Origin of the sequence: Microbacterium sp., from assembly GCF_041641055.1 — a bacterium.
Classification (GTDB): Bacteria; Actinomycetota; Actinomycetes; order Actinomycetales; family Microbacteriaceae; genus Microbacterium.
On record NZ_JBEPZB010000010.1, the window covers coordinates 92,367 to 116,780 of the forward strand.

Sequence of the window (24,414 nt, forward strand, 5' to 3'; positions counted from 1 at the left end):
CTCGGGAGTCAGGAATGTGGCGTGCGAGCGCGCGCCGATCGGATGCGCCGGGCAGCTGCGGTGACGCCAAGCGCTACCAGGATACCAGGGACTGTGAGGGCGATGAGCGGCAGGGTACCGTAGCGCAGCGATTCAGCGCTGGGAAGCAGCGGTGAACCGGGGTCGGTGGGGGCGTCGGCCGCGGGCAGCGGCGGCACCTCGACCGGTGCGGCGGTCGGTTCGGGCTGCGGAACGGTGTCGGCGCGACGGAACAGTCGCACCCATTCCGCGAGGTCGCCCATCGGGTTCTCGGAGACCTTCGGCACGTCGGCGGAGATCGCCGCCTCCGCGTCGATCAACCCGTAGCCGTACAGCGGATCGGGGAGCTTCGTCATCCCCGGCACCGCGATCGCCGTCTTGATGATGCGGTTGATGACGTTCGCGGCATCCATGTCGGGGTGCGCCGAGCGGATCAGCGCGGCGATCCCCGCCACGATCGGGGCCGCACCGCTCGTGCCGCTCCACGGGACCACCTTGCCGTCGGCCGAGACCCCGCGCAGCCCCTCGCTGGGCGCGGCGATACCGATCGTGATGCCCTGCGTCGACGCCTCGAGGCTCGCGGTGCCCGTCTGGTCGACGCCGCCCACCGTGAGCACCCCGGGGATCGTCGCCGGCGCGCCGATGATGTTGGTGCCGCTCCCCCGGTTCCCCGCCGCGACGACGACCACCACGTCGTGCTCGAACGCATACAGGAACGCCTCGTCCCAGCTCTTGTCCCAGTCCAGCGTGTTGGTGGTGAACGACAGGTTGATGATGTCCGCGCCGTTGTCGACGGCCCACCGCATCGCCTTCGCGACCTGGTCCGTGAAGGGCACCGCGGCCGCGGCGCCGAAGCCGACCGAGATCGAGAGCAGGTCGGCCTCCGGGGCGACGCCGATCATCCCCTTGCCGTCCGCCGCTCCCCGGCCGGCGGCGAGCGAGGCGACCCACGATCCGTGGTTCCCGTCGATCGCCCCGACGGGGGTGCGTCCGTCGGGAGAGCCCGAACCCGAGACATCCGTGCCGCCCACCACCGCCTCGTCGAAGACGCCCGGCACCTTGCCGATGCCGGTGTCGATCACGGCGATCGTCACTCCGTCGCCGCGCGTGGTCTGCCAGGCCTCACGGATCCGCGCTCCGTCGAGCCAGTACTCCGCTGCCCGCGTGGGATCGGCCGGGTCATCCGGCACGGGCGGCGGCGTGGCGGAGGCTCCGAGGAGCAGGACGGATGCCACGATCGTCGCGAGTGCGACGCCGCCGCGCAGCACCCGACGCGGAGTCATGCCGACGAAGCCTCGACGTCGCGCAGGGCTGCACCCGGGTCTTCGCACCGGCAGTTCTCGGGCGACCAGGAGGAGCGCTCGAGCGCCGCGTCGCCGATCGGATTGACGCCGAGACCGGCCGCGAGCGCGTGGCCGGCCAGCGCGTGCAGGCACTTGACACGGGTCGGCATACCGCCGGCCGAGATGCCGGCGATCTCCGTCACATCGCCGAACTGCGCGCGGTCTGCGAGGTAGGCCTCGTGAGCGGCGAGATACGCCGCAGCGATCCCCTCGTCATCGGCCAGCAGGGCGGCCAGCTCGGGCATGACCTGCGTCGCCTCGAGCGTCGACATCGCCGCCGTCGCCGCCGGATGGGTCAGATAGTAGAACGTGGGGAAGGGAGTCCCGTCCGGAAGCCGCGGCGTGGTGGCGACCACGGTCGGGTTCCCGCAGACGCAGCGCGCCGCGATGCCGACGACCCCGCGGGCCGTTCTGCCCAGCTGGGCCGAGACCACGGCGAGCTCGGCGGTCGTGGGAGCGGAGAAAGGCGGAGTCGTCACCCCACCAGCGTACGGGAGCCTCCCGGGGAGGATGCTCGGAGCGACGCCGCTCGGGCGCGCCGCAGCCTCACCGCGCGACGGCGGCGGTGTCGCTGAGACCGGCCGAGGTGAGGGTGCGCAGCAGCTGCGGCATCCAGTCGGACTGCTTCTCCTCGAGAGTGTCGCTCACCGGCTCCTGCTCGCGCGGCAGCGCGGCCGGGTCCAGGTCGTTGTCGATCAGGTAGACGACCTCGCCGGGCTTGACGTAGTAGAGCCGCTCCCGCGCCTGGGTGGTGATGAAAGCCGGGTCGTTCCAGCGGTCGCGCTCCTTCTCGAGTGCCGTGATCTGGTCTTCGGAGACCTGGATCGACTGCTCGAGGGCCGCGATCTTCTGGCGCTGGTCGATGAAGGTGCCGAGCGTCGGCACGAGCACCCAGGCTCCGAGCACGACCAGCGAGAGCATGATGACCGAGAACGCCGAGAGGCGGATGCCCGACGCCCATTCCCGCACGTCCACGCGGCGGTCCTGAGCGGCACCGGCCGCCCCGCGGACCGAACGGGTCGTGCGAGGGGGCCTGGACCCGCGGGCGGGGCGGGTCGCCGGAGTCGATGCGGCGGCGCGGGGCGTGGCCGGAGACGCCGAAGGAGGAGCCGGTCGTCGTGCCACGGCTCCTCCTCCGTACGGTCGCCGCTCAGGCGGCGCGTGTCTGTCTCAGCTGCAGTCAGCCCTGGTAGCGCGGGAAGGCCGAACGACCGGCGAAGACCGCGGCGTCGCCCAGTTCCTCCTCGATGCGCAGAAGCTGATTGTACTTCGCGACGCGCTCGCTGCGAGCAGGCGCACCCGCCTTGATCTGACCCGCGTTGGTCGCGACGACGAGGTCGGCGATCGTGGTGTCCTCGGTCTCACCGGAGCGGTGCGACAGCATCGCCGTGTAGCCGGAGCGCTGGGCGAGGCTGACCGCGTCGAACGTCTCCGTCAGGGTGCCGATCTGGTTGACCTTCACGAGCAGCGAGTTGGCGACGCCGCGCTTGATGCCGTCGGCGAGGCGCGTCGGGTTGGTGACGAACAGGTCGTCGCCGACGAGCTGGACATTCGAGCCCAGTGCATCGGTGAGGAGCTTCCAGTTGTCCCAGTCGTCCTCGGCGAGGGCGTCCTCGATCGTGACGATCGGGAAGTCGTTCACCAGGCCCTGGTAGTACTCGATCAGCTCGGGCCCGCTCCAGTCCTTGTTGTCGAGGCGGTACACGCCGTCGGAGAAGAACTCGGTCGCCGCGACGTCGAGGCCCAGGGCGATGTCGGTGCCGGGTGTGAAGCCCGCCTTCTCGATCGCCTGGACGAGGAAGTCCAGCCCCTCGCGGTTGCTGGGCAGGTCGGGGGCGAAGCCGCCCTCGTCGCCGAGGCCGGTCGCATAGCCGGCGGCCTTCAGCTCGGCACGCAGCACGTGGTAGGTCTCGACGCCCCAGCGGAGCGCCTCGGAGTAGGTCTCGGCGCCGATCGGCGCGAGGAAGAACTCCTGCATGTCGATGCCGTTGTCGGCGTGCTCGCCGCCGTTGATGACGTTGAACAGCGGAACGGGGAGCACGTGCGCGTTGGGTCCGCCGAGGTAGCGGAACAGCGGCAGATCGGCCGAGTCGGCCGCGGCCTTGGCGACGGCCAGGCTGACGCCGAGGATCGCGTTGGCGCCGGTGCGCTGCTTGTTCTCGGTGCCGTCGGTCTCGATGAGGATCTCGTCGACGATGCGCTGCTCGCTCGCCTCGACGCCCTCGAGGGCCGGGCCGAGCTCGTCGATGATCGCCTCGACGGCCTTCAGCACGCCCTTGCCGCCGTAGCGGCTCTTGTCGCCGTCGCGGAGCTCGTACGCCTCGAATGCGCCGGTGGATGCACCGGACGGGACGGCGGCCCGCTGGACGACACCGTCATCGAGGAGCACCTCCACCTCGACGGTCGGGTTCCCGCGCGAGTCGAGAATCTCACGTGCGCCTACAGCCTCGATCAGTGCCACTGATGTGCTCCTTGCTCAGAGAAAACGTTGTGTGGAGCGTCGTCGATCCGCGCTCAGTCTAGCCCGCCCCGGACAGCGACCCCCGGTCGGAGTCAGCGGGTCACACGATCACGGCGAGCGCCACGCCGTCCCAGCCCTTGACGCCGACCGTCTGCAGCGCGGTGGCATCGAAACGCGGGTCCTCACCGAGCATCCGCAGGGCGTCCCTGGTGCCGTTCACCTTCGGGTCGTCCGAGTCCGCGCGGACGATCTCGCCCTCGCGTCCGATGTTGTCGAGCACGACGACGGTGCCTGTGCGGCCGAGCCGCGCCGCCCAGTCGAGGTAGATGGTGTTGGACTCCTTGTCGGCATCGATGAAGACGAGGTCGAAACCGCCGACCAGGGTCGGCAGGACGTCGGCACCGCGGCCGATCCGGATCTCCACCCGGTCTCCCACCCCTGCCGCACCGATGCTCGCGCGGGCCACGGCGGCGTTGTCGGCCTCGGCCTCGATGGTGACGACCCTGCCGCCCTCGCCGACCGCGCGCGCGAGCCAGATCGTGGAGTACCCGCCCAGCGTCCCGATCTCGAGCACGCGGCGAGCGCCGCTGATGCGCGCCAGCAGGTTCAGCAGCTTGCCGCCGACGGGTGCGACCTCGATCTCGGGGAGCCCGGCCTCGCGCTGCGCCGCGAGTGCGGCGTCGAGATCGGGATCGTGCCCGACGAGCAGGTCGGCGAGGTAGACGTCGGCGTTCGACCAGGCGGTGGGAGTGGATTCCATGACCTCAGCAAACCTCGCGGCTCTCCCACCGTCAAGGGGCCGGAGGCGGACCGCCGGCGCGCGGAGCGGAGAGCAGCCGACCGGGACCACCGGCGAGCTCGGGCTGCTCGCGGAACTGCCCTGTGAGGACGAGCACCGCGATGGTCGCCGCGGCGACGATCCACCCGGCGACCCCGAGGGGACCGGCGAGGGCGAGATCCGGCTGTGACGCCGCGACCAGCAGGATCAGCCCCGCCGAGGCGTTGAGCGAGCCGTGCGCGAGGACGGCCGGCCAGACCGACGCAGAGCGCAGTCGCAGCCAGCCCAGCAGAATGCCCCAGGCGATGCATCCGCCGATCATGAGGAGCACACCGGTGATGTCGGTGCGTCCGAAGTTGTAGCCCAGCAGGATCAGCGGGCTGTGCCACAGTCCCCAGATCGCGCCGCTGAGCAGGAGCGCTGGCCAGGTGCCGAGCGGACGCAGCGCCGGGACGAGCCAGCCCCGCCAGCCGAGCTCCTCGCCGAAGGCGAGCAGGCTGTTGAAGAGGGCGGCCGCGGGGATCATCGCGATCTGCGAGATCACCACCAGCTCCACCGGTGGCATCGGGGCGCCGGCCGGCAGGGCTTTCGCGATCTCGGCTGCGAAGCCCGAGAAGGTGAGGTCGAGGTCGACGAAGCCGACGGCTGCGGCGACGAGGATGCCGAGGGCGACGAGCACCGGAGGCACCAGCCACCCGATGACCATGAGCCACACCACCCGTCGTGCCGGGCGCAGCGGCCACAGCCCGAGGAACCGGAGTCGTGTGCCGGGCCCGGGGACCTTCATCGCGAAGGTGACGGCGAGCGCCGCCACGGCCGGGGTGAGCATCATCACGGGCAGCAGGTACCCGGTGCTCGGCTCGGCGAGACCGTCGCCGAGCCACAGGGGCAGGGCGACCAGCCAGGCCAGCCCGCAGGACAGCAGGACGAAGACGAGGACGGCGGCGATGCGGAGACGGGTCATGACTGTTCCTCTGGTCGAGAGTCGGATGCCGGGGTCAGCGAGGTGCGACCGCGGCGAGCACGGAGGCGGCGGTGGCGGCGTCGTCGACCGTCACGACGAACACCCGGCCGTCGGTTCGCGTCACCTCGAGAGCGTCGCCCTCGCGCAGCACGAATCCTCGCCGGCCGTCCGTGCCGATGCGGTAGCCCCATCCCCCGAATTCGGCGAAGGGATTCACGTGCACCGCCCGCACTGCGGCGATGTCTGCGGCGGGGATCTCGAGTCGCGGCCATCCCGCAACGGAGCGCACCCGGAGACCGGCCGCACTCGCCCGCACCCGGAACGCGAGACCGGTCGCGATCAGGGCGACGAGCACCAGCGCGACGGCGGCGACGATCCATCCGGCGGCGATGCCCTGCGCGAGCAGCAGCACGCTCATCGCGATCACGACGAACGCACTGACCCCGAGCACGACCTGACCGCCGGTGGCCACCGTCACGCTCCTGATCCAGACCGCGCGCTCGTGGTCGGCGAGGGCGAGCGGCGCCGCCGGTGCACCGGAGCCCTCAGCCGCGAACGCCACTGTGGGCTGCAGGAACCATCCGAGGATCCCGAGTCCGAGCAGCACGACGAGGAAGGCCGGGATCCACACGGCGATGTCGGGCGCGTCTGCCGCATCGGCGAGCCCCCGCTGCACGGAGGTCGTCACTACCGCGACCAGGGACAGCGCCCCGGCCATGCCGAGGCTCGCGGCTCCGAGCAGTCGAGCCGTCGCCGACCACCGCGGCTGGGTCTGGGAGCTCGTGCGGTTCCGCGACGAGCCGCGGTGTGCGAGGAACGCGATGATCGCGAAGAGCAGCACCGCCCCTCCCCCGAAGCCGAGGAGAAGCACGAGCGGGGTCCATCGCGGACCGAACCCGTCGACGCCGTCGGGCCCCCAGTGCACGGCGGCGGGGTCCGGCAGACCGGGCAGCCATGACAGCACGACGATGGCGGCGAGCACGATCAGCGCGAGCGGGACGATCACCCCCACCCACAGGAAGGCGGTGCGGGCTCGGCGGATGTCGGGGGTCATGCGTCGGTCTCCTTGATCAGTGCGGCCAGGGTCGTGGGTGAGAGGCCGAGGGATGCGGCGCGTGCGACGAGAGCGGCGATGTCGTGGGAGAGCTCCGCCAGCGGTGCGGCGGACGCGGAGACGACTGCTCCCCTGCCTCGACGCAGGTCGATGAGGCCCTCGTCTCTGAGTTGCTGATAGGCCCGGAGCACCGTGTGGACGTTGATCTCGAGCGCCTCGGCGACCTCTCGCGCAGGCGGCAGGCGGTCGCCGGGCACGAGGCGCCCGGTGAGGATGTCGGCTCGCACGGACGCCGCCACCTGATCGAAGAGGGAGCGCGCGCTGTCGGCGTCGATGCGAATCAGCATCCGGTCCTCGGTTTTCTACTAGTTCTACGAGAACTATAACAACTGTACGAACCCTCCATCAACCTTTGTCTGCGTCGACACCTCCTCCACACTGTCCTCATGCGCATCACTCCTCGCCGTCTCGCGATCGGCATGAGCCTCTGGATCCCCAATCTGTGCAGCGGCATCCGCATCCGCCGATTCAGCGACGACTGGACGCACGCGACCGTCGAACTCCACGTGAACGTCCTCACCCGCAACTACGTCAGAACGGCGTTCGGCGGCTCGATGTCGGCGATGACCGATCCCTACTTCTTCATGCTCGTGATGCACCAGCTCGGTCGCGACTACGTGGTGTGGGACACCCGGGGTGAGATCGAGTTCCTGAAGCCCGGCCGCGGAGTGCTCACCGCCGAGTTCGAGGTCAGCCGCGAGCGTGCGGCCGAGATCCGCGAACGGGCGCACGGCGGAGCGAAGGTCCTGGAGTGGTTCGAGACCGTGATCACCGACCGCGACGGCGACGTCGTCGCGAAGGTGCGTCGCGAGGTCTACATCCGCGAGAAGCAGCGCGTCACCGCGGCGCGGGCCTGATCGATCCCCCGCACGAGCCCGAGCGCGATGCGGCCGCTCTCCTCGAAGGGCTGGGGCGCGCACGGCGACACGCAGCGTTCACCCCGGCATGGCACGATGACGGGATGCCCCTCGCCCGCCGCCTGAGACTCGGCGACGCCGTCGCCATCGGCCTCGGCTCGATGATCGGCGCCGGCGTCTTCTCTGTGTGGGGCCCCGCCGTCGGGGCCGCAGGGCAGGGGATCCTGATCGCTCTGGCCGTGGCCGCACTGGTCGCCTACTGCAACGCGACGGCCTCGGCCCAGCTCGCCGCCGCGCATCCGGTCGCCGGGGGCACGTACGCCTACGCCAGGGCGGAGATCGGCCCCTGGTGGGGGTTCGTCGCCGGGTGGAGCTTCGTGATCGGCAAGATCGCGAGCTGCGCGGCGATGGCGATGACCTTCGCCGCCTACGCCGCACCACCCGGGTGGCAGATCCCGGTCGCCGTCACCGCCGTGGTGCTGCTCGCTGTCGTCAACTGCTTCGGGGTCACCCGCACGGCCCTCGTCACGCGAGTGCTCGTCGTGTGCTCGCTGCTCGGGCTCGCCGTGGTGGTCGCCGTCGGACTCGGCACGGCGGCCACCGCCGCTCCCACGCCGCTGCTCTCGGCGGATGCCTATGGCGTGCTGCAGGGTGCGGGGCTGCTGTTCTTCGCCTTCGCCGGATACGCGCGCATCGCGACGATGGGCGAAGAGGTCATCGACCCCGCGCGGACCATCCCGCGTGCGATCGCGCTGGCCCTGGGCGGGGCGGTCGTCGTCTATGCGCTCGTCGCCCTCACGGTCGTCCTGACCCTGGGCGGAGCGGCGTCGACCACGTCCACTCCGCTCGCCGACGTCCTCGCGGCGGCGGGCTGGGACGGGCTCTCCCCGGTGGTGCGCATCGCCGCCGCGGCGGCATCCCTCGGCGCTCTGCTGGCCCTCCTCACCGGCATCGGACGCACCACGCTCGCCATGTCCCGAGAGCGGGACCTGCCGCGCTCCCTGGCGAGGATCGACGTGCGGTGGCAGGTGCCCCGGAGGGCCGAGATCACGATCGCGGTGATCATCGTCGGGATCGTGCTCGTCGCCGACCTCCGCGATGCCATCGGCTTCTCGTCCTTCGGCGTGCTGCTGTACTACCTCATCGCGAATGCGGCGGCGTTCCGTCAGCACGGCTCCGCCCGGCGCTATCCGCGGGCGCTGCAGGTGGTCGGAGCGCTCGGATGCCTCCTGCTCGTCAACACCCTGCCGGTGCTCGCCTCCCTCGTCGGCACGGCGGTCGTGCTCGCCGGGGTGCTGGTGCGGATGGCGCGACTGCGACTCGAGCGCTGATCAGCGCTCGACCGCTCCTTCCACTGCTCCCGCTGCTTCTGCTGCCTCCGCCCGGTACGTCCGCGGCGCGATGCCGAGGACGTGCCGGAAATCGCGGGTGAGGTGCGCGTGGTCCGCGTACCCGAGCTCGGCGGCGAGCCGTGCGAGATCGAGCCCTGGATCCAGGCGCAGCCGCTCGGCCGCCTCCTGCAGGCGTCGGCGACGGATCATCGCGGCGGGTGAGACGCCGACGCGACGATGCGCCAGACGCTGGAGGGTGCGCACGGACACCGCGAGGCGGCTCGCCGCCTCCTCGACGGAATCGGCGGCATCCGTCCCCAGGAGCACGTCGACGAGGGCGTTCGCCTGATGCGAGGCATCGGACAGCGGACCCACGCGCTCCGCGAGCCAGTCCGAGAAGACCGCGACGGCACGCTCCCGACGCTCATCCGTCGTGTTCCCCTCCGTCGCGTGCATGGCTGCTCCGACCGCGCTCACCAGCTGCGGGGCATCGACGGACTGCCAGCCGTCGACGATCGCGCTCGGGTCGTCGGTCAGCGCCGCGACGGCCGCAGGGCGCAGCAGCGCCCCGACCGCCCAGCCGCTCCCCCGGAGGTAGCGGTGAGTGGCCCTCGTCGTCGCGCCGGCGAGGATGACGGAATCGCCCTCGACCACCAGATTCAGAGCCGGGTACCCCACGATCTCCTGCCGCGACGATCGTCCGGCATCGAGATCCCACTCCGGGATCCAGAACCACACCGCGAGATCGCGAGCGGACGCCGTGGGCGGGAGTCGATGGAACTCGGGCAGCCTCGCGGGGTAGAGCACACCGCGCGTCGAACTGACCATCGCCCCAGCGTATTCCTGTCGGCCGACGTCGCTCCGACTCTGTCGCAGGAGTTCAAGCGCGCACGACGAGCGGCTCCGTAGCGTGGCGTCATGAGCACTCAGAACACCGCCGGCGTGACCGGCGAGCACACCACGGACGGACGCCCGCACAGCGCCACCTCGCTGACTCCCTTCCTGGCGATACCCCGGGCGCGAGACGCCATCGACTTCTACCGCGACGTCTTCGGCGCGACGGTCGTCGACGTGACCGAGTTCGGTGACGTCGTCGCGCACGCCGACCTCGACTTCGGCCTCGGCAGACTGCAGCTGGGAGAGCCGAGCCCCGAGTACCACCTCGTCGCCGCTCCGCAGGGCGATGACGACTGCTATTCGCTCGGGCTGTACGTGTCCGACGTCGACTCCGTCGTGGAGCGTGCGGTCGCTGCCGGCGCCATCGTGCGCGAGGCGCCGTCCGACTTCGTGTCGGGAGACCGCTTCGCCAGCATCCGCGACCCCTTCGGCGTGCGCTGGTCGGTCATGACGCGGGTCGAGGATCTGTCCGACGAGGAGAGCGCGCGACGGGTCGCCGAGTGGGCCGCGTCCTTCACCTCGCAGCCGACGGACGGCGCGAACTGAGGGCGCGCTCCGCGGCCGCGCACACCGCCGGCAGCAGCACCTCGGCGGTGCGCCGGTAGCCCAGCGGACTGGGATGGAAGCGGTCGAGGCTGAACATCGCGTCCGGGTCGTCGAAGAACAGCGGACCGACGGCTCGGCGCAGATCGACCGGATGCGCGCCGGAGGCGTGAGCGGCCTCCGCCTGGGCCTCCGCCAGCCTCCGCGACATGCTGGCGATCAGGCGCCGCAGCGGTTGCGGTACGGGCCGCAGGGCGCCGAGGTCGGGGCAGGTGCCGACCACCACCTCCGTGCCACGGGCGCGCAGCTGCAGGATCGTCTCGCGCAGGTGCAGGACGGACACCGGGATCGGGATGCGATGCGTGACGTCGTTCCCGCCGACCACGATGACTGCCACGTGCGGGGCGTAGTCCGTCGACAGGCTCGCCACCTGAGCGGCGAGGTCCGGTGATTCGGAGCCGACGACCGCCGCCGTGCGCAGGTGGACCGGCCGGCGCATCCGTCGTCCGAGCCCCTTGGCGAGGCGTCCTCCGAGAGTCTCCTTGCGGCGCTCCGCGCCGAGTCCCGCCGCCACGGAATCACCGAGCACCAGCAGGTCGATCGGCTCGCCCTCGAGCGACCGTCGCCACACCCGATCGGCGTCGATCGACTGCTCGCCCAACGGCTTGCCGATACGTCGCCGAGCGACGGCGGCCTGATGCGTGAGGACGGCCCGGATGCCGAGCGCCACCGTGACGGCAGCACCGATCGTGACGACGGCGACGAGAGGCGGTCGACTCATGCCCCGATTCGACCCGACCGGTGTGAACGCCGGATGAACGGCATCCGCACGGAATTCAGGAGAGCGGCTTGAGCTGCAGGTCCGCTGTGCCGGCCGCGACCGTCGCGAACTCCGTGTACCCGTCGGAGGCGGAGCGCTCCAGCAGCGCCTTCACATTCTTCGTCCGGCGCTCCAGCCGGACTCTGGCGCCGGACGCCACGAGCGCCGCCTTGTGCGAGACCAGCTCGCCCACCGGGACGTCGGCGTCGTGGATGAGCACGACGGCCCGCTCCCCGGCATCCGCTCCGGAGGTCACGAGGTCGACGAGGCGCTCGAATCCCAGCGAGAAGCCGACCGCGGGCACCTGCTGGCCGAGGAAGCGCCCGATCATGCCGTCGTACCGGCCTCCGCCACCCAGCGAATACGACACCGACGGGTGGGCGAGCTCGAAGATCGTGCCCGTGTAGTAGCCCATGCCGCGCACCAGGAACGGATCGAAGACGAGGGGGATGTCGGTGGAGGCGCGCCCCACCGCGACGGCCTCGCCGATGCCGACCAGGTGCCCGACGAGCTCGTCCGGCGCACCCTCCGGCAGCGCCGTGCGGATCTGCCCCTCGGCGAAGGCGGTGCGTTCCCCGCTCTGGGGACGGGTGAGGAACGCCTCGAACGCGTCGACGGCCGCAGCATCCGCGCCCCGCTCGCGCAGCTCGGCGGCGACGCCGCCCGGGCCGATCTTGTCGAGTTTGTCGATCGTGATGAGCACGCCCGGCCGCTCCTCGGCGGAGAACCCGAAGCTGTCGAGCATCCACTCCAGCACGCGCCGATCGTTGATCCGCACGCTCGCCCCCTCGAGCCCGAGGGCATCCACCGCGTCGAGGGAGGCGACCATCAGCTCGGCCTCGGCGCGCGAGGAGTCGTCGCCGATGATGTCGATGTCGCACTGGACGAACTGGCGGTAGCGGCCCTTCTGCGGGCGTTCGGCACGCCAGACCGGACCGATCTGGATCGAGCGGAACACCCCGGGGAGCTGACCGCGGTTGCTCGCGTAGAAGCGTGCGAGCGGGACGGTGAGGTCGTAACGCAGGCCGAGATCGGCGAGGGCACCCTGATCGTCCGCCGCGGCGCGGATCGCCTCGGCATCCAGGCCGCGTCGCAGCACGTTGTAGGCGAGCTTCTCGTTGTCCCCGCCGATGCCGGCGTGCAGCCGCGAGTACTCCTCGAGCGCCGGGGTCTCGATCTCGTCGAAGCCGTGCGCACGGTAACGGTCGCGGATGACGGAGAGGACGCGCTCACGGCGGGCCTTGTCGGCGGGGAGGATGTCGCGCATGCCGCGCGGCGGGTTCACAGTAGCCACCCCTCCATCCTTCCAGGTCGGCGGGGCCCGTCGTGGCGTCACCGACCGGATTCGGCCTCGCGGACCTCGTCCTCGAGGGCGCGCAGCCTCTCGCGCAGCGCCCGTTCGGCATCCCAGCCGCGTGCCCCGGCCAGAGCGACGAGCCCCAGCAGGGCGTCTCCGAGCTCCTGCTCGGTCGCGGGAGCAGAGGCGGCCGGCTCGACGATGCCCGGTGCGGGCGCGGCGACCGCACCGACACCGGCAGCGCGGCCGACGAGCTTCTGGGCGAGGGCGATCGCGGGCATCCCTCGGGGGATGCCGTCGAGCACGCTGCGTCTCGTGCGCTTCTCCGCCGCTTTCGCGGCGTTCCAGTGCACGAGCACCTCCTCGGGGGTGTTCGCCACCTCCCCGGCGAAGACGTGCGGATGCCGACGCACCATCTTCTCGGTCAACGTCGCCGCGACGTCGTCGATGTCGAACGGATCGTCTGGGTCCTGCGCCGCGATCGCCGCGTGGAAGAGGACCTGCCACAGCAGGTCGCCGAGCTCTTCGCGGAGGTCGGCGCGCGAACCGTTCTCGACCGCATCGATGACCTCGTGGGATTCCTCGATCAGGTACGGCACGAGGTCACGATGGGTGATCTGCTGAGACCAGACGCAGCGCTCGCGCACCTCATGCATGGTCTCCGCTGCCGCGCGCAGCGGATCCGCGGCGGCCTCCTCCGACATCAGCTCGCCTCAGCCGGTGCTGACGGTGCTGCGACGCCGAGACGCCGATAGTGCCGGGCGCGCAGCGACACGATCACGCCCGAGAGGAGCAGGGCGAGGAAGGAGCCGACCAGCACGCCGAGGATCGCCTGGTCGCGGATGGTGCCGTCACCGGCGAACGCGAGGTTCGCCAGCAACAGCGAGACCGTGAAGCCGATCCCGCCCAACGCGCCGGCGGCGAGGATGTCGGCGAAGGGCAGGGCGGGTGCCGCTCCCCGCGGACGGATGCGCATCGCGAGCCAGCCGAACACCGAGATGCCGATGATCTTGCCGACCGGCAGCGCCACCACGATCCCCCAGAAGGCGGGCGACAGCTCGGACGGCGCCAGCGCCGGGATCACGACGAACGCCGCGACGAAGGCGAACACCGGCAGGATCACGCCGTTGACGGTGGGTTCGAGGATATGTCGGGTGCGGGCGGCAGGAACGGGCGCCATCACGAGTCCGAGCATGACGCCCGCGATCGTGGCGTGGATACCGGACGAGGCGACGAGTCCCCACGCCGCAATGCCGACGACGACCATCGCGACCGCGACGGCCGGGTGGCCCTTCGCGTGCAGCAGCCTGCTGAGCAGCCAGAAGACCGCGACCGCGACGACCGCGAGCACCAGATAGAGCCACTGCACGTCGTGCGCGAACAGGACGGCGATGAAGATGATGCCGATGATGTCGTCGAGGATCGCGAGCGCCAGCAGGAAGACCCGCACGTTCGAGGGCAGCCCCCGTCCGAACATCGCCAGCACGCCGAGGGCGAATGCGATGTCGGTGGCCGTCGGGATCGGCCAGCCCGTTGCGGTGGCCGAGTCCCCGGCGATGAGGAGGTAGACGGCGATCGGCACCAGCACACCGCCGGCCGCGGCGATCGCCGGCTGCACGGCTTTGCGGGGCGAGTCGAGCTCGCCGTGGGTCAGCTCGTGCCGCAGCTCGATCGCGACGACGAGGAAGAAGATTGCGAGCAGGCCGTCGGACACCCAGTGCTCGATCGACAGATCCAGCGCGGTTCCCGGCACTGCGATGTGCAGATCGAGCACCGCCGCGAGCGCGTCGTGCGAGGGGAGATTGGCCAGAAGAAGACCCAGTCCAGCCGCGACGAGCAGCAGGACAGCGGGGAACTGCTGGCCACGGAGGGGGTTCGCGGAGATTCGCATCCCGTCCATCGTAGTTCGCGGCGGTGCCGGATCGTCTCGGATCGTCATGCGTTCGGAGCACGACCCCGAGCCGGGATACTCTCGAACCGTGACCCCCGAACACGCCTTCCCCGAGCCCACCGACACCTCGGCCATCCGCATCATCGGCCGTTTCGAAGCGGGCCGCGGCATCCCGGATGCGATGCGCTCCGACGTCAGGATGCTCGGCGCCCTCCTCGGCCAGGTTCTGCGCGAGGCGGGCGGAGACGACCTCTTCGCGGACGTCGAGCGACTGCGTCTGGCGACCATCCAGGCCTACGACGAAGAGACGTCCGACGCGTTCGAGCGTGCGGCCGCGATCGCCGAGTCGTTCAGCATTGAGCGTGCCGACGAGGTCGCCCGGGCCTTCACCTGCTACTTCCACCTCGTGAACCTCGCCGAGGAGCACCAGCGTGTGCGCGTGCTCCGCGAGCGCGCAGGACAGCCGGGGCGCGAGGATGCAGCGGACACGGTCGCGTCGGCATACGCGCGGCTGAAGACCGAGGTCGGCGACGACGAGGCCCGTCGGCGCCTGGAGGGTCTGCGCTTCCACCCGGTCTTCACCGCACACCCCACCGAGGCGCGTCGCCGGGCGGTGTCGTCGAGCATCCGACGCCTGTCCGAGCTGCTCACCCAGCACGATGCGGCCAGCGAGGGCGGGTCGGAGCAGCACCGCGCTCGGCGCCGGATGCTGGAGGAGATCGACACCCTGTGGCGCACCGCTCCCCTGCGCGCTCAGAAGCCGTCACCGACAGACGAGGTCCGCACGGTCATGGGCGTGTTCGACGAGACGCTCTTCACGACTGTGCCGCACGTCTACCGTCGCATCGACGACGCGCTGCGCGGTGACGACTCGGGCTCCACCGCGCCGGTCGTGCCCGCCTTCGTCCGCATCGGCTCGTGGGTCGGCGGCGACCGCGACGGCAACCCGTTCGTCACCGCATCCGTGACGCGGGAAGCCTCGCAGATCGCCTCGGACCACGTCTTGCGCGGCCTGGAGCGGGCGCTGGAGCGCATCGGCCGCACGCTCACCCTCGACGCCGAGGACACGCCGCCCAGCGCTGCCGTCTCGGCGCTGTGGGAGAGTTTCGTCACGGCCGAGCCGCGCACCGCGGAGGAGCTCGGTGCCCGCTCCCCCGGCGAGCCCCATCGTCGCGTGCTGCTGGCGCTCGCCCACCGGGTCGCGGCCACCCGCCGTGGAGACGAGCAGCGCTACTCGCGTCCCGAGGAGCTGCTCGACGACCTCCGCACCGTGCAGTCGTCCCTGGCGGATGCCGGCGCGAAGCGCCACGCGTTCGGTGGCGTGCAGCACCTGATCTGGCAGGTCGAGACCTACGGCTTCCACCTGACCGAGCTCGAGGTGCGCCAGCACTCACAGGTGCACGCGAAGGCCCTCGCGGAGCTGTCCTCCGGCGAGGCGATCAGCGCTCAGACCGAGGAGGTCCTTGAGGTCTTCCGCGCGATCGCCGACATCCAGCGCGACCGCGGCCTGCGCGCCGCCGGTCGCTACGTCGTGTCGTTCACGCAGGCGGCCTCGGACCTCGCGAACGTGTACGCCCTCGCGCGGCACGCGCTCGGCGACGATGCGCCGGTACTCGACGTCGTCCCCCTGTTCGAGACCTTCGCCGACCTGCAGGCGGCCCCTGGCATCCTCGCCGAGGCGGTCACCTTCCCGGAGTTCCGGGAGCGGATGGCCGCGACCGGCAACCGCCTCGAGGTCATGCTCGGCTACTCCGACTCGTCGAAGGACGTCGGCCCCGTCGCCGCCAACCTCGCCCTCTACGAGGCCCAGGAGAAGATCGCGCTGTGGGCGCAGGAGTCGGACATCGAGCTGACGCTGTTCCACGGCCGTGGCGGTGCCCTCGGTCGCGGCGGCGGACCCGCGAACTCGGCGATCCTCGCGCAGCCGCCGCACTCGGTCGACGGCCGCTTCAAACTCACCGAGCAGGGCGAGGTCATCTTCGCCCGCTACGGCGAGCCCGCGATCGCGATGCGTCACATCGATCAGGTCGCCGCAGCGACGCTGCTCGCGTCGTCGCCGACGGTGGAGAAGCACACCAGCGAGGCGGCCGCCCGATTCGCCGACATCGCCTCGGTGATGGACCGCTCCTCGCGCGAGCGCTTCTTCTCGCTGGTGAAGGCCGAGGGCTTCGCGCCCTGGTTCGCCACGGTCACGCCGATGGAGGAGATCGGTCTGCTCGCACTCGGATCCCGCCCCGCGCGCCGCGGCCTGTCGGTCGAATCGCTGGAGGATCTCCGCGCGATCCCGTGGGTGTTCGCCTGGACCCAGGCGCGCATCAACCTCGCCGGCTGGTTCGGTCTCGGCACGGCGCTCGCGGCCGTCGGCGACGAGGCTCGTCTCATCGAGGCATACCGCGACTGGCCCCTGCTGCGCACCATGATCGACAACGTCGCGATGAGCCTCGCCAAGACCGACGAGCGCATCGCCCGTCAGTATCTCGCGTTGGGCGACCGCGACGACCTCGCCCAGCTCGTGCTCGACGAGATGACGCTGACGCGCGAGTGGGTGATCCGCCTCACCGGAGGTGTCGGACTGCTGGAGAACAAGCCGATCCTGCAGCGCGCGGTGCAGCTGCGCACGCCGTACGTCGACGCGCTCTCCCTGCTGCAGCTGCGCGCGCTCCGAGCGCTGCGCGACCCCGCTGCCGCGACCGGCTCGGGCGCGGACGACGAGCAACGACGACTCCTGCTGCTCTCGGTGAGCGGCGTCGCCGCCGGCCTGCAGAACACCGGATGACGCCCCTCCGAACCGTCTGACCGCGCAGCGCCGGGGTGAGAAACCTCACCTCGGCGCGCCCGCTAGAGTGAAAACTCCGCCGTATCCGGCGCCCTTCACGCGACACGATCGCACGCAGCATCCTCCCCGATCAGAAAGCCCCCGCGTGACCTCTTCGTCTACCGCCGACTTCCATCCGCTCCCTGCGACCGTGCAGCCCGTCTTCGACACGGTGCTCACGCGCAGCCCGCACGAGCCCGAGTTCCAGCAGGCCGTGCACGAGGTCCTGAACTCGATCGCCCCGGTGCTGGAGCGCACTCCGCAGTTCGTAGACGGCGGCATCCTGGAGCGACTCGTCGAGCCGGAGCGTCAGATCCTGTTCCGCGTGCCGTGGGTCGACGACTCCGGACGCCTGCAGGTCAACCGCGGCTACCGCATCCAGTTCTCGTCCGTCCTGGGTCCCTACAAGGGCGGCCTCCGGTTCCACCCTTCGGTCAACCTGTCGATCATCAAGTTCCTCGGCTTCGAGCAGATCTTCAAGAACGCCCTCACCGGGCAGGGCATCGGCGGAGGCAAGGGCGGCTCGGACTTCGACCCGCACGGCCGGTCGGATGCCGAGATCATGCGCTTCTGCCAGTCGTTCATGAGCGAGCTGTACCGCCACCTCGGGGAGCACACCGACGTGCCGGCCGGAGACATCGGTGTCGGCGGACGCGAGATCGGCTACCTGTTCGGCCAGTATCGCAAGATCACGAACCGCCACGAATCGGGCATGTTCACCGGCAAGGGCACGGGCTGGGGCGGCGCGGAGGTGCGCACCGAGGCCACCGGCTACGGCGCGGTCTTCTTCGCCCAGGAGATGCTCGGCGTGCACGGCGACTCGCTCGACGGCAAGCGCGTCGGGGTGTCCGGATCCGGCAACGTCGCGATCTACGCGATCCAGAAGGCATCGCAGCTCGGTGGCACGGCCGTGACGGCCTCCGACTCCTCCGGCTACGTCGTCGACGACGCCGGTATCGACGTCGATCTGCTGCGCCAGATCAAGGAGGTCGAACGCGCCCGTATCGTCGAGTATGCGAACCGTCGGCCGAGCGCGCGTTTCGTCGAGGGCGGCAGCGTCTGGGAGGTGCCGGTCGACATCGCCGTGCCCTCGGCCACGCAGAACGAGCTCGACCTCGCCGGCGCCGAGGCGCTTATCGCGAACGGTGTGCGCGCGGTCTCCGAGGGGGCGAACATGCCCTGTGTCCCCGGCGCGATCGACGCGTTCCAGAACGCAGGAGTGCTGTTCGCGCCGGGCAAGGCGGCGAATGCCGGCGGTGTGGCGACCTCCGCCCTGGAGATGAGTCAGAACGCCTCCCGCCAGCGCTGGAGCTTCGAGGCGAGCGAGAACAAGCTGCGTGAGATCATGGCCGACATCCACAGCGCCGCGTTCGAGGCGGCCGAGCGGTACGACGTCGCGGGCGACTACGTCGCCGGAGCCAACATCGCGGGCTTCGAGCGTGTCGCCGGCGCGATGCTCGCTCAGGGCGTCATCTGAAACGCGAAGCCCGTCGCTGCGACAGACCCTCGCGAACGCTGGTACATGAGAGAAAGAGCCGCCTCCCTCCCCAGGTAGGCGGCTCTTCCGCATGCCAGTGTCTCAGATCTCGTCGACCGGCACCTTGACGACCTTGTTGAAGCCGGTGACCGCCTGGTTCTCATCGAACGCGACGACCTTCTTCCGGAACCCCTTCGTGATGATCGCGAGGTAGATCACGCCGAGCGCGGTCCAGATGAGCCCGCCCGTCAACGCGTCGCTGTGCAGGTTCGCCCAGAGCAGGCCGGTGAGCAGCATTCCGATGCCGGGCATGACGATGTAGCTGAAGATCTCGCGGGGAGTCCTGCGCATCCCCTTCCGGATGGCGAACCATGCGATCACGGAGATGTTCACGAACGTGAAGGCGATGAGAGCGCCGTAGTTGATCCACGCCGCGATCAGCTCGAGCGTGAACGGGATCGCGAGCAGCGAGATGGCGCCGACGAGCACGATGTTGAACGTGGGCGTATGGGTGCGGGGGTTGATGTAGCCGAATGCCCGCTGCGGCAGCACGTTGTTCCGACCCATCACGAGCAGCATCCGCGACACCGACGCATGCGAGGCGAGCCCCGAGGCGAGCGTCGCGCAGAATCCTGCGGCCGTGAGGACCGCCATGAGCACGTTGCCGCCGACGAGCTCGCCGATGACCGGCAGCGTCGAGTCCTCGACGTACTGCATGTCGCCACCAGGGGCGAACTCGTTCCAGTCCGGGAAGCGGAGCTGGGTGACGTACGCGGCGGTCAGGAAGATCGCGCCGCCGAGCAGCACGGTCAGGAGGATCGCCTTCGGCATCACCTTGGGATCCTTCGCCTCCTCCGCGTACATGGTGACCGCGTCGAATCCGATGAACGAGAAGCAGACGATCGTGGCTCCCATGAGCACCGCGCTCATCGTGGCACCGTCGTGGATGAACGGTGCCGCCGAGGCGATGGTCGAGGCGCCTTCGCCGCGCAGCAGCTGGGCGACCACCAGGATCACGAAGACGACCATCACCACGATCGAGAACACCAGCAGGATCATGTTGAGATTCGAGGTGCCGCGCATGGTCATGTAGATGATGCTCGTGACGAGGATGCAGTACAGGACGACCCAGATCCAGCCCGGGATGTCGGGGAACAGCGCCTCGAGGTAGCTGCGGATGATGAGGCAGTTCACCATCGGCAGCAGCACGTAGTCGATGAGCGAGGTCCAGCCGACCATGAACCCGAGGTTGGGGTGGATCGATTCGCGGACGTAGGTGTACGCCGAACCCGCACTCGGGATGGCGCTGGAGATCTTGCCGTAGCTGATGGCCGTGAAGACCATGACCACGAGGGCGACGAGGTACGCGGCGGGGACGACATTGTCCGTGTCGCGGGCGACCATGCCGAACGTGTCGAACACCACGGTGGGCGTCATGTAGCCGAGGCCGAGGCCCACGATCGCCCACAGGCCGAGGTTGCGCCTGAGGGTTCCGCCACCCTGTGCGAGCGGCTTCGTCTTCATCGCCATGTGTACTCCTTCGGGAAAAGCGCACGGGTCGGACCTCGGGCAGTCCGACGCTGACGCTCAGTATGTACCCGGGAGTTTCGTCAGCGGAAGAGCGGATCTGATTCGAAATACGCTTTTAACATGCCTGCTCGACGCGCGATTCGAAGCCGACCGTCGATCACCAGCCCTCGCTCAGCACGCGGTCGAGCATCGCGACGACCTGGTCGGCGCTCTGTGGCGTGAGGCACAGCGGCGGCTTGACCTTCAGCACGTTCGAGCGCTCGCTGGTCGTCAGGACGATGACGCCGAGCTCGCGCATCCGCTCGCAGATCGCCGCCGCCTCTGCATCCGCGGGCTCCATCGTCTCGTGGTCGCGCACGAGCTCGACGCCGAGATAGAGGCCGGCTCCGTGGATCGGTCCGATGAGCGGATGCCGCTGCGCCAGCGCGCGCAGCTGCTCGGCGAGGTGACCGCCCACCTCGAGCGCGTTGCGCTGCAGGTCTTCGTCGACCATCGCGTCGAGCACCGCCAGGCCGACCGCGCAGCTCAGTGTGCTGCCGCCGGCCGAGGAGAAGAACTGCCCCTGGGCGCTCAGGGCATCGGCGATCCTCCGCGACGTGATCACGGCGCCGATGGGATAGCCGTTGCCCATGGGCTTCGCGATCGTGACGATGTCGGGCACGACACCCGATTGCTCGAAACCCCAGAACGACGATCCCATGCGACCGAAGCCCACCTGCACCTCGTCGGCGATACAGAGGCCGCCGCTCTCGCGCACCCGGTGGTATGCGCCGGCGAGATACCCGTGCGGCAGCACCACGCCGCCCGCGTTGCCCAGGATCGACTCGCAGAGGAAGGCGGCCGGATTCCTCCCCGCCGCACCGAGCATGTCGAGGTCGCTCGAGAGGTCCGCAAGGTACTGCGCGGCCGTGTCGTCGCCGCGATATGTGCCCCGGAAGGGATTGGGCACGTCGGCGACATGCACCCAGTCGGGTCTGGTGTCCAGCGCGTGCGGATTGTCATAGGCGCTGGTGGTGACCGCATCGCTCGCCATGGTCCACCCGTGGTACGCCTCACGGAGCGCGATCACGGTCCTCCTCCCGGTCGCGGCCTGGGCCAGGCGGATCGCGAGATCCACGGCCTCGGATCCGCTGTTCACCAGCAGCACCGTGTCGAGCCCCGAGCCCTCCGGCATCAGAGCGACGAGTCGTTCGCTGTACTCGGCGAGGTCGCGGAACAGGAATCGCGAGTTCGTCGCGAGTGTCCGCAGCTGTCGCGCGGCCGCGCTGGCGACCCCGGGATGAGCGTGGCCGAGCCCGGCGACGTTGTTGACCATGTCGATGTAGCTGCGACCGGTCGTGTCGATCAGGTGGTGCCGCCAGCCGCGCTCGATCTGAGGCGGCTGCTCGTAGTACCGCTCCTGGGCCTCGGCGAAGATCCGGTCCCGGCGGCGGAGCTCCTCGTCCGCCTCGTCCGACTGGACCCGAGTGCCGAGACCGAGGAGCGGAGCGGGATCAGCCGTGAAGCGACGCCAGGCAGCAACACGTTCCGGGACCACGAGCTGCGCGGTGATCGTCGCATCGGGCGCGGGGGTGGCGAGCGAGGGAGCATCCGCTCGTCTCACTCCGATGACGATCGTCCGGTTCTCGAAGGATGCGGCGAGTCTGCCGATGCTCTCGCCCCTCTCGACACGTCCGCTGCGACTCGGCTCGATGTCCGCGCCACGGAGCTCGAGCCGCCATCCGCCGTCGAGGGCGATGCGCACCCCTCCCTCGGTGATCTTCAGCTCCCCCGCGACCGGTGCGATCATTCGCGACGACGGGCCAGGAGCGACATGCAGCTCGGTCTCGACCGGCCAGGTCGCTGCCGCGCTCGCGGTGTCGACCGTCGTGCGGGTGAGCCGGAACACCCCGTAGGGCACGACGGCCGCACGCGCACCCTGCGCGTGAGCCCTGGCCACCAGATGCGACTCGGCGTCCGGATCCGCCCAGCGACCGGCGTCCAGTCCCTCGGCTTCGACACCGGGGTCGACGACGACGACTCGACCGTCGAGGTCCGGGAGCAGCGTCGAGAGCGCGAACCGGGCGTCGTCCGCCGCCGACTCGCCCACAGCCGGCACGCCTGCGACGGAATCGTCCGGCGCCGGCTCGTCCGGTGCTGACCCGCTCGGCCTCTGAATCTCGGGATCGGACGCAGCGGAGGGCGGCCCCTCGTCCGCAGCGTCGGACGCGTCGGACGCGTCGGCCGCGTCGGCCGCGAACGGATCGAACTCCGCGGAATCGAACCCGAGCCTTGCCAGCACATGCTCGGTCGCCTCGACAAGCGGCAGCGCGGTGGCTGCGTCGAAGATCGCCTGCTCCCCCTCGATCCGCTCCCTGGCGTAGTCGTTGTCGCCGTCGATGTCGAGCTGCCGCCAGCCGCTGGCGACGAGGAGGGCTGCCCGCAGCACGACGAGAGGCCACACTGCCAGAGCCTCCTCGCGCGTCAGCGGAGCGTCGGCGTGGAAGGCGGCGATGGTCTCGAGCCCCCGCAGCGGGCGATCCGGTTCGTGATGCAGCATCGACGAGACGCACACCGCGAGCTCCGCCACCCGCCACCCGGTTCCCAGGTCCCCGAGATCGAGCACGATGTGCGGATGCAGCCGGGTGTCGGCCCCACGACGTCCGGTGACGTTGTCGTCGGTGAGATCGCCGTGGATCGGCTGGATCGGCAGCGCCGGGGCGACGCCCGACAGCGCCGCCTGCGCCTCGTCCGCCGCCGCGCGCACCCGCGAGCGCAGTTCCGCGTCGGTGATGGCGGGGGCGAGGGCGGTCGTCTGCGGGTACGCGACCCGCATATCCCACATCTGCTCGCGATCGAGACCCGGATGCGTCAGCCCGGCGAGCGCGTTCACGGACGCGGCGGCCAGAGTGCCGAACTCGGCGAGCACGACGGGGGCGAGGTACCCGGCATCCACCAGCGGCTCCCCCTCGGCGAATTCGCTGCGACGAACGGCGAAACCGCGCCATCGTTGGGTCAGCGCTCCGTCGAGGCCGGGGAGCACCGCGGGAACCGGAACCCCGGCTGCCCGGTACGCGTCGAGTGCCTGGTGCTGCGCATCACGCGCGTCGTCGCCGAATACCGGATTGTCCACCCGCAGCACGCTGCGCGACCCGTCCTCCTCGACGAGCACGAAATTGCGGTCCTGGTTGCTGCCGAGCTCGCTCGCCACAGCGTCGATGCCGTAGCACTCCCGTGCGATCAGCGCGGCGTCGGCCGTGCTGACATCGGGTCGGACGAGTCCGGTGTCCGCGCTCACCCTCGGCCCGCCGCGCGGCCGTCGTGGTCGAGGGGTACGTCGGCGGCATGCCGGGCCAGCGAGCTGCCGTAGCGCTCGGTCAGCTGGACCATCAGGTCAGGAGTGTCCCGGTCGACGCCGAACACGTGCCCGGGGAAGTCGAGTTCCGGTTGAGCGGCCGAGATCTCGGCCTCCCTGTCGGGCGAGAGCAGCTGCACCGGGTCACCGACGGCGACCCAGCCGATCGGCACCACCGTGCCGGAGGGCAGCACCGCGCGCCGGTGCACGATCGCGTTCACCCGCACCTCGCATCGGTCGCCCACCAGCGCCCCGTTGAAGATGCGGGCACCCGAGGCGAAGAACACCTCTTCGCCGACGGTCGCGCCGGCGATGCTCGCGAGAGTGCCGACGAGGGTATGGGATCCGATGTGCACCGCGTTCGCAGCGGTCGCGCGGATGAGCGCGTTCTCCATCACGATCACGTGCGCGCCGATCACGATCGGGCCGCCTTCCGCGGTGATCACGGCGCCGTGCAGCACTTGGCAGCCGGGGCCGATCTCGACATCGCCGGAGATCACGGCGGTGGGAGCGACGACGGCGGTGTCATGGATCCGGGGGCGAGCCCCGAGGTGCTCGTACAACATGACGCCAGCGTAGTGCGGCGAGCGCGCCGTGCGCACACGTCCCTCTGTCTCCTTCCTGTCCCCCTCCCCCTCCTGCCGACTCCCTCCCGACTCCCCGCCGACTCCCCCCGCCCGACTCCCCTTCCGACTCCCCGCACCGGGCACAGCTTCGGATACGCCGGGCGGCGCGCCGCGGCATCCGCTCGAACGTCCGCGTGTCGAAGGGATGCTCCGAAGCTGTGCCCACCGTCGACGGAACATGGCGACAGCTGCCGACTCCCCGCCCGACTCCCCTTCCGACTCCCCTTCCGACTCCCCGCACCGGGCACAGCTTCGGATACGCCGGGCGGCGCGCCGCGGCATCCGCGCGAACGTCGGCGTGTCGAGGGGATGCTCCGA

At 70.4% G+C, this 24,414-nt stretch carries 21 protein-coding genes; 5 read left to right on the forward strand and 16 right to left on the reverse strand.

Annotated elements, in window-relative coordinates; translation table 11 throughout:
• Positions 1–8: 8 nt before the first annotated feature.
• From ACESK8_RS08740 to ACESK8_RS08775, 8 genes are all read right to left on the reverse strand, one after another.
• Complete coding sequence (locus ACESK8_RS08740; RefSeq protein ID WP_372968221.1) at positions 9–1,301, reverse strand: S8 family serine peptidase; 1,293 nt, start codon at positions 1,299–1,301, stop codon at positions 9–11.
• Positions 1,298–1,840 (reverse strand): DUF501 domain-containing protein, encoded by a 543-nt coding sequence (locus tag ACESK8_RS08745; RefSeq protein WP_372968222.1) that lies wholly within the window; start codon positions 1,838–1,840, stop codon positions 1,298–1,300. Before ACESK8_RS08745 ends, ACESK8_RS08740 begins: the two co-directional genes overlap by 4 nt.
• A gap of 67 nt (positions 1,841–1,907) precedes the next feature.
• Positions 1,908–2,336 carry a septum formation initiator family protein gene (locus tag ACESK8_RS08750; protein ID WP_372968223.1) on the reverse strand — a complete coding sequence of 143 codons (429 nt, stop codon included), beginning with the start codon at positions 2,334–2,336 and terminating at the stop codon, positions 1,908–1,910.
• A gap of 205 nt (positions 2,337–2,541) precedes the next feature.
• Positions 2,542–3,822 carry a phosphopyruvate hydratase gene (eno, locus tag ACESK8_RS08755; protein ID WP_372968224.1) on the reverse strand — a complete coding sequence of 427 codons (1,281 nt, stop codon included), beginning with the start codon at positions 3,820–3,822 and terminating at the stop codon, positions 2,542–2,544.
• Positions 3,823–3,922: 100 nt separating this feature from the next.
• The gene (locus ACESK8_RS08760; protein ID WP_372968225.1) at positions 3,923–4,582 is read right to left on the reverse strand and encodes an O-methyltransferase; all 660 of its coding nucleotides are present in this window, start codon (positions 4,580–4,582) and stop codon (positions 3,923–3,925) included.
• Positions 4,583–4,613: 31 nt separating this feature from the next.
• A complete protein-coding gene (locus tag ACESK8_RS08765) occupies positions 4,614–5,564 on the reverse strand; it encodes a lysostaphin resistance A-like protein (protein WP_372968226.1) in 951 nt (316 codons plus the stop codon).
• Between the two features lie 34 nt (positions 5,565–5,598).
• Entirely contained in the window at positions 5,599–6,618 is a 1,020-nt protein-coding gene (locus ACESK8_RS08770) for a hypothetical protein (RefSeq protein WP_372968227.1), read from the reverse strand.
• A complete protein-coding gene (locus ACESK8_RS08775; RefSeq protein ID WP_060928725.1) occupies positions 6,615–6,965 on the reverse strand; it encodes a GntR family transcriptional regulator in 351 nt (116 codons plus the stop codon). Before ACESK8_RS08775 ends, ACESK8_RS08770 begins: the two co-directional genes overlap by 4 nt.
• Before the next feature lie 99 nt (positions 6,966–7,064).
• On the opposite strand from ACESK8_RS08775, the gene ACESK8_RS08780 reads away from it, so the two are divergent.
• Entirely contained in the window at positions 7,065–7,535 is a 471-nt protein-coding gene (locus ACESK8_RS08780) for a DUF4442 domain-containing protein (protein WP_372968228.1), read from the forward strand.
• A 104-nt stretch (positions 7,536–7,639) separates the two neighbouring features.
• The gene (locus ACESK8_RS08785; RefSeq protein ID WP_372968229.1) at positions 7,640–8,866 is read left to right on the forward strand and encodes an APC family permease; all 1,227 of its coding nucleotides are present in this window, start codon (positions 7,640–7,642) and stop codon (positions 8,864–8,866) included.
• On the opposite strand, the gene ACESK8_RS08790 is transcribed toward ACESK8_RS08785, so the two are convergent.
• Positions 8,867–9,694, reverse strand: coding sequence for a helix-turn-helix domain-containing protein (locus ACESK8_RS08790; RefSeq protein ID WP_372968230.1), 828 nt, complete (start codon positions 9,692–9,694; stop codon positions 8,867–8,869).
• Positions 9,695–9,784: 90 nt separating this feature from the next.
• Here ACESK8_RS08790 and ACESK8_RS08795 point away from each other — a divergent pair, with 90 nt between their 5' ends.
• Positions 9,785–10,309, forward strand: coding sequence for a VOC family protein (locus ACESK8_RS08795; protein ID WP_372968231.1), 525 nt, complete (start codon positions 9,785–9,787; stop codon positions 10,307–10,309).
• Here the strand turns inward: ACESK8_RS08795 and ACESK8_RS08800 are convergent.
• The 4 genes from ACESK8_RS08800 to ACESK8_RS08815 all read right to left on the reverse strand — a co-directional run bounded on the left by ACESK8_RS08800 (position 10,278) and on the right by ACESK8_RS08815 (position 14,314).
• Complete coding sequence (locus tag ACESK8_RS08800; RefSeq protein ID WP_372968232.1) at positions 10,278–11,087, reverse strand: SGNH/GDSL hydrolase family protein; 810 nt, start codon at positions 11,085–11,087, stop codon at positions 10,278–10,280. The genes ACESK8_RS08795 and ACESK8_RS08800 overlap by 32 nt on opposite strands.
• 55 nt (positions 11,088–11,142) lie before the next feature.
• A complete protein-coding gene (locus tag ACESK8_RS08805) occupies positions 11,143–12,393 on the reverse strand; it encodes a histidine--tRNA ligase (RefSeq protein WP_372968248.1) in 1,251 nt (416 codons plus the stop codon).
• 65 nt (positions 12,394–12,458) lie between these two features.
• Positions 12,459–13,127: a MazG family protein gene (locus ACESK8_RS08810; RefSeq protein WP_372968233.1), complete on the reverse strand. Its 669-nt coding sequence runs from the start codon at positions 13,125–13,127 to the stop codon at positions 12,459–12,461.
• Positions 13,127–14,314 carry a Na+/H+ antiporter NhaA gene (locus ACESK8_RS08815; RefSeq protein WP_372968234.1) on the reverse strand — a complete coding sequence of 396 codons (1,188 nt, stop codon included), beginning with the start codon at positions 14,312–14,314 and terminating at the stop codon, positions 13,127–13,129. Before ACESK8_RS08815 ends, ACESK8_RS08810 begins: the two co-directional genes overlap by 1 nt.
• An 88-nt stretch (positions 14,315–14,402) precedes the next feature.
• Between ACESK8_RS08815 and ACESK8_RS08820 the strand changes: the two genes are divergently transcribed.
• Both ACESK8_RS08820 and gdhA read left to right on the forward strand, forming a co-directional pair.
• The gene (locus ACESK8_RS08820) at positions 14,403–17,090 is read left to right on the forward strand and encodes a phosphoenolpyruvate carboxylase (protein ID WP_372968235.1); all 2,688 of its coding nucleotides are present in this window, start codon (positions 14,403–14,405) and stop codon (positions 17,088–17,090) included.
• A 145-nt stretch (positions 17,091–17,235) separates the two neighbouring features.
• Positions 17,236–18,606, forward strand: a complete 1,371-nt coding sequence (gene gdhA, locus ACESK8_RS08825) for an NADP-specific glutamate dehydrogenase (protein ID WP_372968236.1) — start codon at positions 17,236–17,238, stop codon at positions 18,604–18,606.
• Positions 18,607–18,708: 102 nt separating this feature from the next.
• On the opposite strand, the gene ACESK8_RS08830 is transcribed toward gdhA, so the two are convergent.
• The 3 genes from ACESK8_RS08830 to ACESK8_RS08840 form a co-directional block, all read right to left on the reverse strand.
• On the reverse strand, positions 18,709–20,136 hold the full coding sequence (locus ACESK8_RS08830) for an APC family permease (RefSeq protein ID WP_372968237.1): 1,428 nt from the start codon (positions 20,134–20,136) through the stop codon (positions 18,709–18,711).
• A 157-nt stretch (positions 20,137–20,293) separates the two neighbouring features.
• On the reverse strand, positions 20,294–23,413 hold the full coding sequence (locus tag ACESK8_RS08835; RefSeq protein ID WP_372968238.1) for an aminotransferase class III-fold pyridoxal phosphate-dependent enzyme: 3,120 nt from the start codon (positions 23,411–23,413) through the stop codon (positions 20,294–20,296).
• The gene (locus tag ACESK8_RS08840; protein ID WP_372968239.1) at positions 23,410–24,036 is read right to left on the reverse strand and encodes a gamma carbonic anhydrase family protein; all 627 of its coding nucleotides are present in this window, start codon (positions 24,034–24,036) and stop codon (positions 23,410–23,412) included. Before ACESK8_RS08840 ends, ACESK8_RS08835 begins: the two co-directional genes overlap by 4 nt.
• Positions 24,037–24,414 lie beyond the last annotated feature (378 nt).

Excerpts from the sequence above, each read along its gene's own strand:
- ACESK8_RS08740 (WP_372968221.1), bottom strand. The coding sequence starts at position 1,301 with ATGACTCCGCGTCGGGTGCTGCGCGGCGGCGTCGCACTCGCGACGATC.
- ACESK8_RS08760 (WP_372968225.1), bottom strand. The coding sequence starts at position 4,582 with ATGGAATCCACTCCCACCGCCTGGTCGAACGCCGACGTCTACCTCGCC.
- ACESK8_RS08765 (WP_372968226.1), bottom strand. The coding sequence starts at position 5,564 with ATGACCCGTCTCCGCATCGCCGCCGTCCTCGTCTTCGTCCTGCTGTCC.
- ACESK8_RS08770 (WP_372968227.1), bottom strand. The coding sequence starts at position 6,618 with ATGACCCCCGACATCCGCCGAGCCCGCACCGCCTTCCTGTGGGTGGGG.
- ACESK8_RS08775 (WP_060928725.1), bottom strand. The coding sequence starts at position 6,965 with ATGCTGATTCGCATCGACGCCGACAGCGCGCGCTCCCTCTTCGATCAG.
- ACESK8_RS08780 (WP_372968228.1), top strand. The coding sequence starts at position 7,065 with ATGCGCATCACTCCTCGCCGTCTCGCGATCGGCATGAGCCTCTGGATC.
- ACESK8_RS08785 (WP_372968229.1), top strand. The coding sequence starts at position 7,640 with ATGCCCCTCGCCCGCCGCCTGAGACTCGGCGACGCCGTCGCCATCGGC.
- ACESK8_RS08790 (WP_372968230.1), bottom strand. The coding sequence starts at position 9,694 with ATGGTCAGTTCGACGCGCGGTGTGCTCTACCCCGCGAGGCTGCCCGAG.
- ACESK8_RS08795 (WP_372968231.1), top strand. The coding sequence starts at position 9,785 with ATGAGCACTCAGAACACCGCCGGCGTGACCGGCGAGCACACCACGGAC.
- ACESK8_RS08800 (WP_372968232.1), bottom strand. The coding sequence starts at position 11,087 with ATGAGTCGACCGCCTCTCGTCGCCGTCGTCACGATCGGTGCTGCCGTC.
- ACESK8_RS08805 (WP_372968248.1), bottom strand. The coding sequence starts at position 12,393 with ATGCGCGACATCCTCCCCGCCGACAAGGCCCGCCGTGAGCGCGTCCTC.
- ACESK8_RS08810 (WP_372968233.1), bottom strand. The coding sequence starts at position 13,127 with ATGTCGGAGGAGGCCGCCGCGGATCCGCTGCGCGCGGCAGCGGAGACC.
- ACESK8_RS08815 (WP_372968234.1), bottom strand. The coding sequence starts at position 14,314 with ATGCGAATCTCCGCGAACCCCCTCCGTGGCCAGCAGTTCCCCGCTGTC.
- ACESK8_RS08830 (WP_372968237.1), bottom strand. The coding sequence starts at position 20,136 with ATGGCGATGAAGACGAAGCCGCTCGCACAGGGTGGCGGAACCCTCAGG.
- ACESK8_RS08840 (WP_372968239.1), bottom strand. The coding sequence starts at position 24,036 with ATGTTGTACGAGCACCTCGGGGCTCGCCCCCGGATCCATGACACCGCC.